This window comes from Liquorilactobacillus sicerae, from assembly GCF_029916425.1.
GTDB lineage: Bacteria > Bacillota > Bacilli > Lactobacillales > Lactobacillaceae > Liquorilactobacillus > Liquorilactobacillus sicerae.
On record NZ_JAHAVQ010000002.1, the window covers coordinates 113,310 to 127,938 of the forward strand.

Genomic DNA, 14,629 nt, shown 5'->3' on the forward strand with positions numbered 1-14,629 from the left:
TATAAATTTATTCATGATTTCTCATTTTTTGAAGACGATTTTTTTAATGCTGTTTCCCCATATTTAAAAACTGTTTGATATGAAAATGGTACTCCCACAAGTTCGCATTCCTTTATGATATTTTTAGACTGTCCTTGGCATATATACAAATAATTAATAACTTCTAAAATTACCATTGATATCTTGGTGACGAAAATTGTTTTTTTAAAAGAAATGTTTGTAGTTTTATGGTACCATGTGGTACCATAAAACTGGAGGTGCTATTTATGACTAGTCAAGTGCATTTTAGAATGGATGATAAAGAAAAAAAAGACTTTGAAATCGTCCTTAAACGCGTGGGATTAACCCCAGCTGAGGCTTTTCGAATTTTTGCTAAGAAGTCTATTGAAGCGGGTGGAATTCCATTTGAAGTATCTCAACCTACTCCACGTTTAGAAAAAGCCATAAAAAGTCAAGATTACGTTGAATTTAATGATTCTGAGAAAGGCTTGGACTGGTTGAATGACTGATTACGTTTATAATCCAGCTTTTGAACGGCAATTTAAAAAACATTATAAAACAATTTTAAAGGGTGGCCGCTATGAAAAAAAAGATTTTGAAACTGTTTATCGTCAGCTATTACAAGATGAGCCGCTAGAACCACATTATAATGATCACGCTCTGGTTAATCGTAAACCAGAACGTGAGTTACATATCAAACCAGATTGGCTTTTAATTTATAAATATGATGGCAAGTTTATTCGTTTTATCGATACTGGTTCACATTCAGATCTTTTTAAGTAAAGCTTTATTTGTTAAAGAGAAAAAATCCGTCAATAAAATTATAATTTCCATTCAATTTTAACGCCTTAAAGCTCTACTTTAACCACTTAACAAAATATCTTTTGCAAATAACCTCTTTTCAGCTTCTTCAATACAGATAGTTTACGCTGATGAAGAGCGATAGTATCATCGAGTCGTTGGAAAAACCGACCAATCTCTCGCTGCTCCTCCATTGATGGAATATTTATTGGCATCTTGGCCATAGTTTTCCCAGAGACTTCAACAAACGTAGATCCGGCTCCGTTGACCTCTCCGTATCTTTTTAGTTCCTCGGTTCGAGAAAAGATAAAGTAGGAATCTAGTTCATTCTTGATGGGCACGATTGACTGAAAACCTTGATTTGTACTTGCTTCCGTTGCAAGAATAGCAGTTTTCCCAATGCCGGCTCTTGAGGTAAAAAGGACAGTGCCTACTGGAAGCATGCGTGCGGAACTACTCTTAAGGCCTGCGTCAGTAATCTTCTTTTGACTACTCCGAACATATCTTTGTGTCCCAATCTCTGCGGGTGCATACCAGTCGATATGTCCGTCCCAATATTCTGGTTTGGTAGTACTTGGGGTCCCACCGCCAACAATTTCGGCAATCTGCCCAAGCTTACGCTGTTCCCAATTTTGATCAAATCCAGCAAATCTTAAAACAGGTATACTCTTACCTTGCTTTGGAAACATTTTTTGCAAATAACCTCTTTTCAGCTTCTTCAATACAGCTAGTTTACGCTGATGAAGAGCGATGAGGTGGTCGAGTTGCTTGAAGAAGGTGCCGATTTTTTGTTGCTCACCAATTGATATAGGAATTGTTAACAAAGTATTAAAAAAATCAACAGGCGAAATGTTTAATAGTCCGTGATTACGTGCACCTTCCGCAGCATTCTTGGAAACTTCCTTATACCATTTAGTTGTGTCATAATAAGAAACTAAAAACTGTGAATTAATAGTACTTGGTCTAAAAACAATATAAAGAGTTGATAACACCCCCATTTCATACTTGTCTAATCGCTTAATTGCCCCCCATGGATATCCATTCGAATAGCTTTTGTTATAAGCAAATTCACCATTCTTGACCAAAAAATATCCAGTAACATCACGGCTTGCAATTTGTTTATTGAAAAAATTATTTTGATCCACCAAACCATCTTGTGCAGATATTGTTAGTGGACGAGTAGATTCATTATTCTTGTTTTTCCTAGTAACTCGTTCTGACAAACTAGATAACTCACGCTGTTCCCAATCATCATTAAATCCTGCAAACCTGATTGCAGGTACTTTTTTAGCATTTTTTTTTGTGTTCATTAAATCAGCTCCCGCATTAGTTTCTTAAATTGGTCTAGTTGTTTAGCTGATTTTTCATCTGTTCCTGTCAGCTCATCCATCATATCTAACAATTGTTTTTTGTTTTCAGCTATTTTTTTGTCTACCTCTTGTAAATCAGTTGCAACTTTAACTAAATCAATATCCGGTTCTGGTTCAAAATTATCAACATATCGCGGAATATTGAGATTATAATCATTTTCTTTAATTTCAGCTAAAGTTGCCACATGAGCGTATTTATCAACATCTTTTCGTTCTTTGTAGGTCTTAACAATTCTTGCTATGTCTTGTGGCCGAATAATATTTTGATTCTTGTTTTTTTCAAAATCACGTGAGGCATCGATAAACAGTACATTATCATTATGCTTATGTTTCTTTAAAATCATAATCAAAGTTGGAATGCTGGTTGAATGAAAAATATTAGCCGGCAAGCCAATAATGGCATCAATATGATTATCTTCAATTAACTTCTGTCGAATCTTGCCCTCTTTTGCACCTCTGAATAAAACGCCATGCGGTAAAACAATCCCCATCGTGCCATTTTCTTGCAGATGATAAAAGCCATGCAGTAAAAAGGCAAAATCAGCTTTTGATTTAGGCGGCAATACTCCATAATCTCGGAAGCGTGGATCACTCAGCCGCTTTTCACTGTTATCCCAATGAGCGGAATAAGGAGGATTCATGACCACAGCATCAAACAAATACGGTTCATCGGTCGGCCAATCTTTACTCAAAGTATCTCCATTATGCAGATGCATGTCGTCATACGAAACACCATGCAGCATTAAGTTCATGCGAGCCAAATTATATGTAGTGGTATTTAATTCTTGGCCATGATAGCTGATTAATTTTGGATTATCGACATGCTGACCCACTGTTAACAGCAACGATCCTGAACCAACTGCCGGATCGTAAATCGTCCGAATTTGATTGTCACCTTTATCCCGCTGGTAAGTGACAATTTGGGCAATGATATCTGAAACTTCATGCGGCGTATAAAACTCACCTGCCTTCTTCCCCGCATCACTGGCAAACTGTGCAATCAGATATTCATAAGCATCCCCTAAAACATCACCATTATGTTCTGTCAAGTCGACTTCATTTAAGGCCAACATTGTATCACTGATTGCTTGATTTCGCTGTTGCAAAGAACTGCCTAATTTATTGCTGCTTAAATCAACATCATCAAATAATCCGGAAAAGTCCTGCGCTGAACGCAAATTTTGTGTCGAACGTTCTAAGTCATGCAATGCTTGTGATAAATCATCAAGTGCAAAAGTATGTTTTCGAATTTTCTCAATTAACGAACCATACAAAGCTTCAGGCTTAATAAAATAGCCTAAAGCATTTTTCAAGTAATTAGTTGCTGGCTCTTTCATCTCGATACCTTCAATTTTAAATCCTGGCTGCATATACTTTTTGTATGCCGCGGCAATATTTTCACTTTCCCCTGACCATTCTTCAAAGGCATCTAAAGTCTTTTCAGATAAGAAACGATAAAAAATCAGCCCTAATAAATAATTCTTATACTCTGATGCATCCATTTTCCCCCGTAAAACATCAGCTGCATTCCAAAGTGCACTCTCTAAACTTTTAGCTTGACTACTTTTTTCTGGCATTTTAATTCTCCCACTTTTTAATGTTTAACTAATAAGATTTTACATTACTTGAAATACAACTAAAATATAAAACATTTTAGTTGTTATCTTTTTTTAAAGACCGATTTTCTTAAAAAATCGGTCTTTAATTTATTTCTTCAAATAAATACGTAAATTATTTTCAATAAAGCTACGCCATGTTTTTTGCGCTTTGACGCGATAAACCGGTAATGGCCCTCGAAACTGCAGACCTGCTTTTGAAGCAGCTTGCGCCTTTCTTGCCTGAGTTACATCAGCACTTTCGGTAAGTTCTTGTTCATGCCGCCAAATATTAGTCCCAATCTTGTGTTCCCGTGCAACTCGCAGCAAAGCTTTTTGATTTAGCCCCCAAAGTTCAGCAAATTCTTTAGTTTTTTGATCTAACCTATTTTCAGCAAATTCCGCGATTAATTCAGCTGCGTCAAGTTCTTTAACTGGTTTTCCAATCTTTTCTTTTTGCCGATATTCATCAAGCTTTTCTCGAATATAGGGGAATGCTTCATTAATCAGCTGAGCATCATCAGGGTGAATTTCTTTTAATTCGTTAACCTTTTTGCTGATTTCTGCTTGTTCTTGAACATATTCAGACAGATGTTCTTGCTTTTCAGCAATCGTTGAATACTGCTTTTGCTGATCTAACATATCTTGAATCAAATTTGTCAGATAATCATAGTCTACTTTAATGATTGAACTGATCGATAAAGAAAAGTCAAGGCCAGCTAATTCATCGCCATCTTTAATACCAACTTCAATTTCATGTTTGATCCGTTCAAATTTTCCAGTATAATGTTCAATTTCTTCATCAGTGATTCCAAAACTCTTTTCACCATTTTCCCAAGTAAAGTCCTTGTACATTACTAAAGAATTTAATTGGTTAGCGACTCTCCGAAAAGCTTTGACGAACTGAACTTTATCGGCATTGCTTTTCAAATCATCGGCAGCATTTGGACTTGGGGCAATTCGCTTCAAATCCCCAACTGCCGCTTGAAACTGCTCAACGGCTTCATTATATTTTGGCCGCATAACAATGCTGAAAGATCCCTCACCACTGTATAAACGATAAGCCTCTTTTTCATTTTCTTCCATTACAGCCGGTCGGCGGAAAGTAACGATCTGACCTTCACGTTTCAAATCACGATTCTGTAAACGGTTTGTCCGCGAATACGCCTGAATCAGTTCTTGGTATTCAAGCATCCGATCAACAAATAGCGTATTTAATCTTGGAGCATCGAATCCAGTTAGTAATCTTTTAACCACGATTACTAAATTGATCTCCTGACTTGGTTTTAAATGAGCATAATACGATTCTCTGCGAGCAGCTCTTTTAGCGACATCTTCGTTATAGGCACTCAAATCGTCCATTCCAAAATTAGTCTGATACTGCTGATTGTAATCTTTGAGGATTTCACTCATTTTTTGATGTTCATGACCACTATTTTCATCATTTTCTGCCAATGAATAAGTGATCGCTATCCGTGGCCAATTAGGATCAATTTTGTTCTGAAAACCCTTTTTCTTCTTTTTAAAAGCTGCATAATACCTTTGTGCCATAGCAATCGAACTGGTAGTCAAAATAGCATTAAAATTACCATTTCCTAGACTAGTTTTTCGCGGGCCGTTTTTTAAAATATATTCAACAACTTGATTTAAATGCGCATCGCCTTTTTCATAATCTTCATTCTTGATGTAATTTTTCTCCAATTCTAAATCAGATAATTTTCTAACTTCATCTTGAAGATTAGAAGTGTCAAATGATGATACATCTCGTCCTTGCTTGGCTCTCTTCTTAATTAATTTGTCTTTTTCGCTTTGAATAGCTCGTTTGACTAAAGTATCCTTATCAATTGTATTGACATGTTCAACATTAAAGGGCAAAACAGCCTGGTCTTCAAGAGCATTGCGAATATTGTAAGTATGGCAAACTTTGCCAAATAATTCTTCAGTTGTAACTGCCAATTCACCTTTGATCTGCTTTTTATTCTCGTTAAAAATTGGCGTTCCGGTATAACCATACCAATTGCTGTTGACGAAAACTTCACGGATTTCTTTTTGCATTTTGCCAAATTGTGATCGATGGGCTTCATCAACAAAGAAAATAACTCGTTTTTGTAAAACTTTGCCAAAACGCGTATTCTTGCCCTCTTTTTCAAATTCCTGCTGCTTTTTTACTGCCCGATGCAATTTCTGAATTGAGGTTACCAAAACCTTGCCATCTTTCTCACACAATTTGCGCATCAAATCACCTGTATTTTCGGCCTCCTTGATTGAAATGTCATCATTAGCAGCATAAGCTGAAAAGTTGCTAGTTGTTTGTTCATCCAAATCTTTGCGATCGACTAAGAAAATCACTCGATCAACCCCAGGATCTTGAGCTTCCAGTTTAGCAGTTTTATATGAAGTCAAAGTTTTGCCTGAACCAGTTGTATGCCAAACAAAACCATCTTTATGTTCATGAATACGGCGCATTACCGCTTCAATAGCATAGATTTGATAAGGACGCAAAAGGATCAAACTTTTCCTTTCCTCATCAATTACCGTATACTCGCCGACCAACTTATGAGCCATTGGAATATTCAAAACTTGTTTGGTAAAATCAATTCCATTTTCAACTGGATGATTATCAGACGTGCGCCACTTAAAAATAAACGATTTATTGAATTTATTTGGTTCAGCGTTGGCAAAATAAGCTGAACTGTCTGGACTCATGATAACAAACATCTGAATCAACGAATAGATGCCAGTGTACTTTCCTTCAAGTGCATACTTTTGAATCTGATTGAAAGCTTTTGTTAGTTCAACTGTCGATTTCTTAAATTCAAGTTGAATCAATGGCAAACCATTGATCAGCAGTGTCACATCAAACCGACGTTTAGTATCTCCTGGCCTGAGTGCCGGCCGAACTGCTTGACGAACAACTTCATAACTTGATTTTCCGCCAGCAACGTCAGCCTTCCAAAATAAACACAGGACAACTTTTCCTTCTTTAGCATCATCGCGTTGAATTTCAACTTTACCAATACCATTTTCAGCTGCCAACAACTTAGCTGCCTGGTATGGATTAGGTACTTCAATTGCCCGTTTTATTTGGTTAAATTCATTATCAGTCAGTGGTTTCCCATGCAATTTTGCGTAATTATTATTATTAATTTTGTCGCGTAAATTAGCCCAAAGTTTATCCGGTGTTGCCATATATAAATCTTTTCGTTCCACCCACTGATTTTTCCCAGTCGTTAAAGTTTCGACGACTTCTTTTTCAAAATCTAATTCCTGCACCAATTACACTTCCTAATCTTTAAATGAGCTGTTTCTTGTATAATAACATTTTATCTTATAAATTTTGAAACTTAAATACTTCATCAAGTTCTTTCCCACCCACTTTTGCGTATTAATAAATATACCCGCCAAAAAGGAGAGATGTTTTATTATGGAACCAATTAATCAAGTTAGTGAGTTCAATTTTCTAAAAAGAAGCGATCACTATCTCAATGAAGTCATTCGCCAGCATAAGCCAATTTGTATCACTGATTTAAAACATGATCAACACGTCGTCATCCTCGAAGCCGCCGATTATTCAACTTTTGAATTATTTTATTCTTTTCTTTATTTGCAAAGTAAAGCTATCAGTAAAGAAATGCTTTCTGATAAAGAATTGATTTTTTATTTCCAGTTACAATTAAAACTCTATGTCAAAGCCAAAGAGTATGCTCAACGCCGTTTGACTGAACAAAAAAAGAACCAGTAGCCTAAAAAATCCCCGCAAAATAAAATCTGCGAGGATTTTTTCCTTGTAAATCATTAAATAATTCCGCCGCCATCGACTGCAAAGACTTGATCCATAATAAAATCAGCCTTTGAACTAGCTAAAAAAGCTACCATATTAGCAATATTATTTGGTTCAACCGTTCTGCCCAAAGGAATCGTGTTGATGAAATCTTTCCGGTTTTGCCCTAGCGGTTTGCCGTTGATATCTGACATCTTACGATCAATCTCATCCCACATTCCAGTTTTACCCACAACTCCGGGGGCAAAGCATTGAATTTGATGCAATCAGGTGCCAACCCTTTAGCCGCCGCCTGGTTTAAGCTGATGACTGCTGCTTTGGTTGATGAATAAGTCGCCCAAGCTGGAAAGGCCCGCATACCGGCAATCGACGAAGCATTAATGATCTTGCCAGGCACATTTAATTCTTTAAATTTTTTACCAGCTGCTTGAATTCCATACAAAACCCCAAAAACATTGACCTGATAGCTGAGTTCAAGATCCTTTGGCTTGATGTCTAAGATCTGATCGACTTTTGCAATCCCGGCGTTATTGACTAATATATCGAATCCACCCAGCTTTTGAGCAACTTCATCAACTGCTGCTTTAAACTTAGCCTGATTTGTGACACCCAGTTTGACAAAGATCCCCATCTGATCGGCAGTTTCGATTTCTTGAATAACCGCTTGCGTTTTGATTTCTTGCTGCGGCAAATCAGCCAAGGCAACATCAAAACCATCCTTTGCTAAATGACGTGCGATCTCAGCACCGATCCCTTGCGCTCCACCTGTGATCATTGCTGCTTTACTTGCACCATTATTAGGTCAGTCTTCTCTATTTTTCTATCTATCATTTTACACCACTTAAAGTCTAATTGATTGCGATTACATATACCTAACTTTCAAAAAATAATTATTTCCTTTTTTACTTATTTGGCTTTTGATACGGCTTGATCTTCACGACTGCTCCGATCGAACTATACTTGATCCAGGTGGCCTTTTTTAAAGCAGCTAACTTTTGCGTTTGGCCACTGACAATTATCCCGGCAAACTTAGCTGACTTTAAGCTGGGATAATGTCGGCTGTACCATTTAGCATATTTTAAAACCTGAAATTGGTTCGCAGTGAAATTCAAAGCCGAGCTGTTATGTTTGATTGCATGTTTCAATGCCTGAAAGCTTGTTTCACTGAGCCGACCGTCAGTTGCTTGCAAACCAAGATAGTTATTAGCAAATTCTGCGGCATTGCCCCGATTGCTGGGTCCCAACCAGTACCAGTCAGCTTCAAGATCGTTCGGCAACAACCGTTGAAGCTGATGATAAGTCAACGGTTTGCTAAAAGTCAGGGCAACTTCCGCCACGGAGTTCTTGACTTGGGAAATTTGCTTTAGCTGATTGAGATTGGCTGCTGCTCGATAATGATGCTTAAGACTGTAAAACAGTGGGATCTTTTGCTGTGTTTGCCGATCATAAGCTTGAGCTGTTTTTTCATCATAATCAACACCGGCTTGATTCATGACATCCTCCTGATAGCCGCTCCAACTGTAATTGCCAGTTAACGTCGACCACGGAATCCGATACCCATCAATTTCCTTGTAGCGATGACTAGTGACCGTCCCGCCCCAAAATGAAGTTGTACTCAGATAATTGTCATCGCTAGAAATATTCGGTGACAGCAGTTCCTCTTTGACTTCAAAATCATTCATCAGTTGCCAGCTTTGATTCCCTGCCAAATTCTGGGTCGCTTTATAAATAATTGCCAAGATCACCGGCACCAAAAGAATAATCAAGCCAATCGTCAACAACAGCCGTTTTAATTTCATTTTTCTGATCGTTTTTTCCATTTTTTTCGTTGCTTTATCCATTATTTTTTCCCCCGATCAAACGTCTAATTTTTCGTTTTAAGCGATATAAGCGCATCTTGACAGCTGCCACACTGGTCTGATTGGCCTGAGCAATCTCATTCAGACTGTTGCCTTGTTGATAACGCTGCAGCAGCAAACTTAGTTCAGCTATATTTAATTCTTGCAAAATGGCTTGCAGCTGCTGCTCTTGTAAAACTGCTGGCTCAGTGTGGTCAATAATGATTTGACCGACAGCTTGCGGCCCATATCTCGTCAGCATTTGTTGTTTGCGCTGCTGATGACGCCAATGATCGATTAGCCGCGACTTGGCAGCTTTACGTAGATAAACTCGCAACTGAGGTGGTGCAAGTTTTAACTCCAGCTGCCAAGCCAATATGAAAATATCCTGCGAAATGTCTTCGGCTTCTTGCTGACTAGCCCCCAGTGTTTGTAAATATTTCAGCAGCTCATGACAAAGTTTGATCAACAACCGATCGTACGCACTCAACGTCATCTTCTCCCCTTCCTTCTATAATTATTAGACGTTTTAAACTCGCAAAAGTAACGAAAAAAAGACGAGGAACAAATAAATTCTTTCCTTGTCTTTTAATTATCAAATTGATTGAGTAAATTAACAATCTTTTTTTGTGTATTATCTAAACTTAAGCTGCTATCTTTCAGCACCTGGAGCGTAAAGTGGGTGTGCATCTGTCAATTTTTTAACCTCTTGACGCACTTCAGCTAAAATGGCTGCATCATTGGCATTTTCCAAAACCATAATGATCAGCTCGGCAACGCGTTTAGCTTCATTTTCTTTGAAACCGCGACTGGTGATCGCTGGTGTTCCCAAGCGGATACCACTGGTTTTAAATGGACTAAGCGTTTCAAATGGAATCGTGTTTTTATTGACAGTAATATTGACGGAATCAAGTAAGTTCTGGGCCTGCTTGCCATTCAAATCAAAACCACGAACATTAACCAGCATTAAGTGGTTATCAGTTCCACCGGTAATGATCCGAGCTTTGTCATTTTGATCAAAAACCGCCGCCATTGACTGTGCATTTTTAATGATCTGTTGCGCGTAATCTTTAAAGTCTGGCTGCAAAGCTTCAAATAACGCCACTGCTTTGCCTGCGATGATATGTTCCAACGGACCACCTTGAGTGCCCGGAAAAATTGCACTGTTGATTTTCTTGGCTAATTTTTCATCGTTAGTTAAAATCATCCCCCCGCGCGGACCACGCAGCGTCTTATGCGTCGTCGTTGTGGTGATATCCGCATATGGAACTGGGCTTGGATGCAAACCAGCAGCAACTAGCCCCGCGATGTGAGCCATATCAACCATCAACTTAGCCCCGACTGAATCAGCAATCTCACGGAATTTCTTAAAATCGATCACCCGTGAATAAGCACTGGCACCAGCCACAATCAATTTTGGCTGATGCTTTTTAGCTAATTCAGCAATCGCCGCATAGTCCAGGCATTCTGTTTCAGGATCAACTCCATAAGCAACAAAATTATAAGTCTTACCACTGAAATTAACTGGCGATCCATGAGTCAAATGACCGCCAGCTGTTAGATCCATCCCCAAAACAGTATCTCCTGGTTTAATCAAAGCTAAATAAGCAGCGGCATTGGCCTGCGAACCTGAGTGTGGCTGAACATTGGCAAATTTTGCACCAAACAATTTTTTAGCCCGTTCGATGGCTAAGCTTTCAACAACATCTATGTATTCACAACCACCATAATAACGTTTGCCAGGATATCCTTCAGCGTATTTGTTGGTCAGCACACTGCCTTGAGCTGCTAAAACCGCTTTAGAAACAACATTTTCAGAAGCAATCAACTCCAGATTCCTTTGTTGGCGTTCTTCTTCCTGCTTAATGGCATTCCATAAATCAGGATCCTTTTGTTTAAAATCCACGTTAGATCATTCCTTTCTAATTCTTATTATCTGAATTGTATCACAATTTAAGGCTTCGTTTTTTATCAAATTGTTGCCGCAAACAAATCTTTCAACTTAAAGTTTAAAATTTTCAAAAAATTTGGCTTAACTGCTATTATCAGTGTTTACTACTAGACCAATTTTTAATTATTTCTCGTTTACTCATGAATTATATTTTGAAATCAAGTTTTTCAGTCGCAAATTATTTGCTTTTACTAATCTGTACCAATTCAAAAAAATGGAAACTTATAATTTTACTGATTTCATTTTATTAGTTCTGATTTGATGTTAAAATGACAAAGTATTAGTAGTAAAGGAAGGCAAAACAAGTGGAGCAATATCAGAGCATCTTTGATATCATCGGTCCGATCATGATTGGACCATCAAGTTCGCATACTGCCGGCGCCTTAGCAATCGGTCACGTTGCGTATCAACTATTTAACGGTCAACCCGAAAAGGTCATGATTCATTATTATGAATCCTTTGCCGCAACCCATCGTGGACATGGGACTGATTTTGCAATCGTAGCTGGAATCCTTGGCCTGGGTTATTCAGATTTCAAAATCGTTTCTTCGGTTAAGCTGGCTCAAGAACGCGGAATTCAAATCAACTTTATTGAAGAAAGTCAACCCAGTCCTATTGGTCACCCGAATACGGCTTTCATTGAAATGACTGGGTCCCAACAAAAATTGATCGTTGGCGGCTGTTCAGTTGGTGGTGGCAAGATTGAAATTAGGCAACTGCTTTATCATAATTGTCAGATCAAAGTTAACGGTTTTTTACCATTTGCACTCTGCCCGCTTGATCCACAGTATCTGAAAGTTCAACAACAGATTTGGGAAAAAATTGGTTTGATCCGCCAAATCAAAATTTTTCATCAACAGACGGCAGCAGTGGCGGTTTTGTTTTTGAGCCGCAATCCAACGGTGGCAGAAAGGCAGCATTTACAAAAAATTTTACCGCAAATAACTATTTTGCAAGGATAACCGAGGTAATTTTCAATGTACAAAACAATTAAAGATTTAGTTACTAGCTGTCAACAGCAGCAAAAACCAATTTGGCAAATTGTGTTAACAGCTGAGCAGGAACAGACCCAAGCCAATGAAACTGAAATTTGGCGGCAGTTGAGCAAACGTTACACTGTGATGCAAGCAGCAATCAAACGCGCTACAATTGGTGATGGTGTCTATTCACCAACTGGCTTGACAGGTGGCGAAGCACTAAAAATCAAAAAATATCGTGCCTCCCAACCAACCTTGGCCGGAGGAGCTTTATTGCAGGCTGTTGAAAATGCGGTTGCCACTAATGAAGTCAATGCAGCCATGGGTAAAATTTGTGCGACTCCAACAGCTGGCTCTTCGGGAACTGTTCCAGGCGTGCTTTTTTATTTAAAAGACCGGCTGCAGCTGAATCAACAGCAGTGTTTAAAATTTTTACTGACTAGTGGAGCAATCGGGCTGATCATTGCCAACAATGCCATGATTGCCGGTGCGACTGGTGGTTGTCAAGCAGAAGTTGGCAGTGCCTCAGCCATGGCAGCCGCTGCGGCAGTTGAAGCAGCAGGTGGAACAGCTGAACAAAGCAGTCAGGCTGTCGCAATTGCCATGAGCAATCTTTTAGGGCTCGTTTGCGATCCAATCGCTGGTCTAGTTGAGATCCCTTGTGTCAAACGGAATGCCATTGGAGCAGTCAATGCGATCGTTGCCGCTGATTTGGCCTTAGCCGGCTGCACGAGCAAGATTCCCGCCGATGAAGTCATTGGAGCAATGGCTGATATTGGCCGTAAATTGCCGCGCGAAGTTCGCGAAACTGGCCTGGGCGGCTTAGCTGGCACACCAACTGGTCAGCAAATTCAAATCAAAATCTTTGGTAAAAAGCTCGACTAGTTCCGCTGAAATTTTGATAAGCAAAAAGCAGGTATTAATTTTAGAAATCACTTATACTGCAAATGAGGTGATGAAAGTGAAACTAACTTATCAGTTAGATAGTGAATTAACAATCAAGCGTCTCGGTTATGGAACCATGCAGTTACCTGGTCCAGGAGTTTGGGGTCCAGCAGCTGATGAGCAAAACGCCGTTAAAGTCATTGAAACGGTCATTGATCACGGTGTTAATTTTATTGACACCGCAGATGCTTATGGGCCACTGTATGCCAATTTGTATCTGCGGCAAGCTCTGCAAAACCGTCCTGACAGTCAGGTAGTCGTTGCTACGAAGGTCGGTTTTACGCGACAAGGGCCCGGACAATGGACGCCGAACGGCCGACCAGAATATTTGCGCCAACAAGTTGAAATGAATCTCTTTTCTTTGGGTCTCGATCAACTTGATCTCTTGCAGCTTCACCGAATTGATCCGACCATCCCGCTAGCCGAACAATTAGGAGTTTTAGCGCAAATGCAACAGGAAGGCAAAATCAAGCACATTGGTTTGAGCCAGGTCACTGTTGAACAATTGGCTGCAGCCCAAAAAATCGTCCCGATCGTTTCCGTTCAAAATCGCTATAATCTGATCGACCGACGTGACGAAGATGTTCTTCAATATGCTGAAAAACATCATCTAGCCTTCATTCCTTGGTTCCCACTGGCAACGGGCAAATTGACTCATGACAGCCAATTGACTAAGATTGCGGCCAAATATCAAGCTACTCCGGCTCAAATTGCACTGGCTTGGCTTTTGCAACGCAGTGATGTGATTTTGCCGATTCCAGGAACCAAATCAAGCGACCATGCTTTACAAAATATTGCTGCAACTAAGATCAAACTTTCAACGGCAGATTTTGAGCTTTTAGATCAATTGGGAAAACATTAAAAAAACAGTCACGAAAATCTCGTGACTGTTTTTTTAGATCAAGCGGCCATTACAGTGATCGATCTCATGTTGAATCGTCTGGGCAATCAAACCACTGAATGTTTGCTGCTGCAAACGAAAATTCTGATCAAGATAGCTGACAGTAATCGTTTGAAAGCGTTTCGTTTGCCGCTGGCCTTTAAGCGATAAACATCCTTCTACCGTTTGATAAAGCCCTTTTCGCTGTTTAATTTGCGGATTGACCATTAAAACTGGCAACGGACCAACGAAAAAGGCGATAATCTGTTTGTTTTCGCCAATCATATTGGCCGCCATCCCCAGACAATCAGCCTGGTGAGCGACCAGCGTATCCCGCAAGTCAAGCAGAATAGGTTGATCGTTAACTGTTGCTGGCCGTGACTTATGAGCTAAAAAATTTATTTGCTGATTAATAGGTCTGATCATTTGCTTTGCTCCTAAAAAAACTTGGTTAAAATTATCTTAGCATTTTTTTAGCGTGTAATCATGTT

At 39.1% G+C, this 14,629-nt stretch carries 15 protein-coding genes; 6 read left to right on the top strand and 9 right to left on the bottom strand.

What is annotated here, in order from left to right; all coding sequences use genetic code 11:
- The first annotated feature begins 266 nt into the window (after positions 1 to 266).
- Both KH893_RS01705 and KH893_RS01710 read left to right on the top strand, forming a co-directional pair.
- Positions 267 to 509: a type II toxin-antitoxin system RelB/DinJ family antitoxin gene (locus KH893_RS01705; RefSeq protein ID WP_010581133.1), complete on the top strand. Its 243-nt coding sequence runs from the start codon at positions 267 to 269 to the stop codon at positions 507 to 509.
- Positions 502 to 783, top strand: coding sequence for a type II toxin-antitoxin system YafQ family toxin (locus tag KH893_RS01710; RefSeq protein ID WP_010581134.1), 282 nt, complete (start codon positions 502 to 504; stop codon positions 781 to 783). The genes KH893_RS01705 and KH893_RS01710 overlap by 8 nt, the downstream gene beginning before the upstream one ends.
- An 86-nt stretch (positions 784 to 869) precedes the next feature.
- Here the strand turns inward: KH893_RS01710 and KH893_RS01715 are convergent, their stop codons facing one another.
- The 3 genes from KH893_RS01715 to KH893_RS01725 form a co-directional block, all read right to left on the bottom strand.
- Positions 870 to 2,111 (bottom strand): restriction endonuclease subunit S, encoded by a 1,242-nt coding sequence (locus KH893_RS01715; protein WP_281164442.1) that lies wholly within the window; start codon positions 2,109 to 2,111, stop codon positions 870 to 872.
- Positions 2,111 to 3,748 carry a type I restriction-modification system subunit M gene (locus tag KH893_RS01720; protein WP_281164443.1) on the bottom strand — a complete coding sequence of 546 codons (1,638 nt, stop codon included), beginning with the start codon at positions 3,746 to 3,748 and terminating at the stop codon, positions 2,111 to 2,113. The genes KH893_RS01715 and KH893_RS01720 overlap by 1 nt, the downstream gene beginning before the upstream one ends.
- Positions 3,749 to 3,877: 129 nt before the next feature.
- On the bottom strand, positions 3,878 to 7,039 hold the full coding sequence (locus KH893_RS01725) for a type I restriction endonuclease subunit R (protein ID WP_281164444.1): 3,162 nt from the start codon (positions 7,037 to 7,039) through the stop codon (positions 3,878 to 3,880).
- 151 nt (positions 7,040 to 7,190) lie between these two features.
- Here KH893_RS01725 and KH893_RS01730 point away from each other — a divergent pair, with 151 nt between their 5' ends.
- Positions 7,191 to 7,508, top strand: a complete 318-nt coding sequence (locus KH893_RS01730; RefSeq protein WP_281164445.1) for a hypothetical protein — start codon at positions 7,191 to 7,193, stop codon at positions 7,506 to 7,508.
- Between the two features lie 53 nt (positions 7,509 to 7,561).
- Here KH893_RS01730 and KH893_RS01735 read toward each other — a convergent pair whose 3' ends face one another.
- From KH893_RS01735 to glyA, 5 genes are all read right to left on the bottom strand, one after another.
- The gene (locus KH893_RS01735; protein ID WP_281164446.1) at positions 7,562 to 7,741 is read right to left on the bottom strand and encodes an SDR family oxidoreductase; all 180 of its coding nucleotides are present in this window, start codon (positions 7,739 to 7,741) and stop codon (positions 7,562 to 7,564) included.
- Positions 7,714 to 8,322: an SDR family NAD(P)-dependent oxidoreductase gene (locus KH893_RS01740; RefSeq protein ID WP_281164447.1), complete on the bottom strand. Its 609-nt coding sequence runs from the start codon at positions 8,320 to 8,322 to the stop codon at positions 7,714 to 7,716. The genes KH893_RS01735 and KH893_RS01740 overlap by 28 nt, the downstream gene beginning before the upstream one ends.
- A 127-nt stretch (positions 8,323 to 8,449) precedes the next feature.
- The gene (locus KH893_RS01745; RefSeq protein ID WP_281164448.1) at positions 8,450 to 9,388 is read right to left on the bottom strand and encodes an anti sigma factor C-terminal domain-containing protein; all 939 of its coding nucleotides are present in this window, start codon (positions 9,386 to 9,388) and stop codon (positions 8,450 to 8,452) included.
- Positions 9,381 to 9,881: an RNA polymerase sigma factor gene (locus KH893_RS01750; RefSeq protein ID WP_281164449.1), complete on the bottom strand. Its 501-nt coding sequence runs from the start codon at positions 9,879 to 9,881 to the stop codon at positions 9,381 to 9,383. Before KH893_RS01750 ends, KH893_RS01745 begins: the two co-directional genes overlap by 8 nt.
- A 156-nt stretch (positions 9,882 to 10,037) precedes the next feature.
- A complete protein-coding gene (glyA, locus tag KH893_RS01755; RefSeq protein WP_281164450.1) occupies positions 10,038 to 11,291 on the bottom strand; it encodes a serine hydroxymethyltransferase in 1,254 nt (417 codons plus the stop codon).
- A gap of 350 nt (positions 11,292 to 11,641) precedes the next feature.
- Between glyA and KH893_RS01760 the strand changes: the two genes are divergently transcribed.
- The 3 genes from KH893_RS01760 to KH893_RS01770 all read left to right on the top strand — a co-directional run bounded on the left by KH893_RS01760 (position 11,642) and on the right by KH893_RS01770 (position 14,120).
- Positions 11,642 to 12,298 (top strand): serine dehydratase beta chain, encoded by a 657-nt coding sequence (locus tag KH893_RS01760; protein ID WP_281164451.1) that lies wholly within the window; start codon positions 11,642 to 11,644, stop codon positions 12,296 to 12,298.
- A gap of 15 nt (positions 12,299 to 12,313) precedes the next feature.
- Entirely contained in the window at positions 12,314 to 13,198 is an 885-nt protein-coding gene (sdaAA, locus tag KH893_RS01765) for an L-serine ammonia-lyase, iron-sulfur-dependent, subunit alpha (protein ID WP_281164452.1), read from the top strand.
- 70 nt (positions 13,199 to 13,268) lie between these two features.
- Positions 13,269 to 14,120: an aldo/keto reductase gene (locus KH893_RS01770; RefSeq protein ID WP_281164453.1), complete on the top strand. Its 852-nt coding sequence runs from the start codon at positions 13,269 to 13,271 to the stop codon at positions 14,118 to 14,120.
- A gap of 33 nt (positions 14,121 to 14,153) precedes the next feature.
- Here KH893_RS01770 and KH893_RS01775 read toward each other — a convergent pair whose 3' ends face one another.
- Positions 14,154 to 14,564, bottom strand: a complete 411-nt coding sequence (locus KH893_RS01775) for a peptide deformylase (protein ID WP_281164454.1) — start codon at positions 14,562 to 14,564, stop codon at positions 14,154 to 14,156.
- Positions 14,565 to 14,629: the final 65 nt, after the last annotated feature.

Bases quoted from the DNA above. Each gene is read 5' to 3' on its own strand.
- KH893_RS01705 (WP_010581133.1), top strand. From the start codon at position 267: ATGACTAGTCAAGTGCATTTTAGAATGGATGATAAAGAAAAAAAAGAC.
- KH893_RS01710 (WP_010581134.1), top strand. From the start codon at position 502: ATGACTGATTACGTTTATAATCCAGCTTTTGAACGGCAATTTAAAAAA.
- KH893_RS01715 (WP_281164442.1), bottom strand. From the start codon at position 2,111: ATGAACACAAAAAAAAATGCTAAAAAAGTACCTGCAATCAGGTTTGCA.
- KH893_RS01720 (WP_281164443.1), bottom strand. From the start codon at position 3,748: ATGCCAGAAAAAAGTAGTCAAGCTAAAAGTTTAGAGAGTGCACTTTGG.
- KH893_RS01730 (WP_281164445.1), top strand. From the start codon at position 7,191: ATGGAACCAATTAATCAAGTTAGTGAGTTCAATTTTCTAAAAAGAAGC.
- KH893_RS01735 (WP_281164446.1), bottom strand. From the start codon at position 7,741: ATGTCAGATATCAACGGCAAACCGCTAGGGCAAAACCGGAAAGATTTC.
- KH893_RS01740 (WP_281164447.1), bottom strand. From the start codon at position 8,322: ATGATCACAGGTGGAGCGCAAGGGATCGGTGCTGAGATCGCACGTCAT.
- KH893_RS01745 (WP_281164448.1), bottom strand. From the start codon at position 9,388: ATGGATAAAGCAACGAAAAAAATGGAAAAAACGATCAGAAAAATGAAA.
- KH893_RS01750 (WP_281164449.1), bottom strand. From the start codon at position 9,881: ATGACGTTGAGTGCGTACGATCGGTTGTTGATCAAACTTTGTCATGAG.
- sdaAA (WP_281164452.1), top strand. From the start codon at position 12,314: ATGTACAAAACAATTAAAGATTTAGTTACTAGCTGTCAACAGCAGCAA.
- KH893_RS01770 (WP_281164453.1), top strand. From the start codon at position 13,269: ATGAAAGTGAAACTAACTTATCAGTTAGATAGTGAATTAACAATCAAG.
- KH893_RS01775 (WP_281164454.1), bottom strand. From the start codon at position 14,564: ATGATCAGACCTATTAATCAGCAAATAAATTTTTTAGCTCATAAGTCA.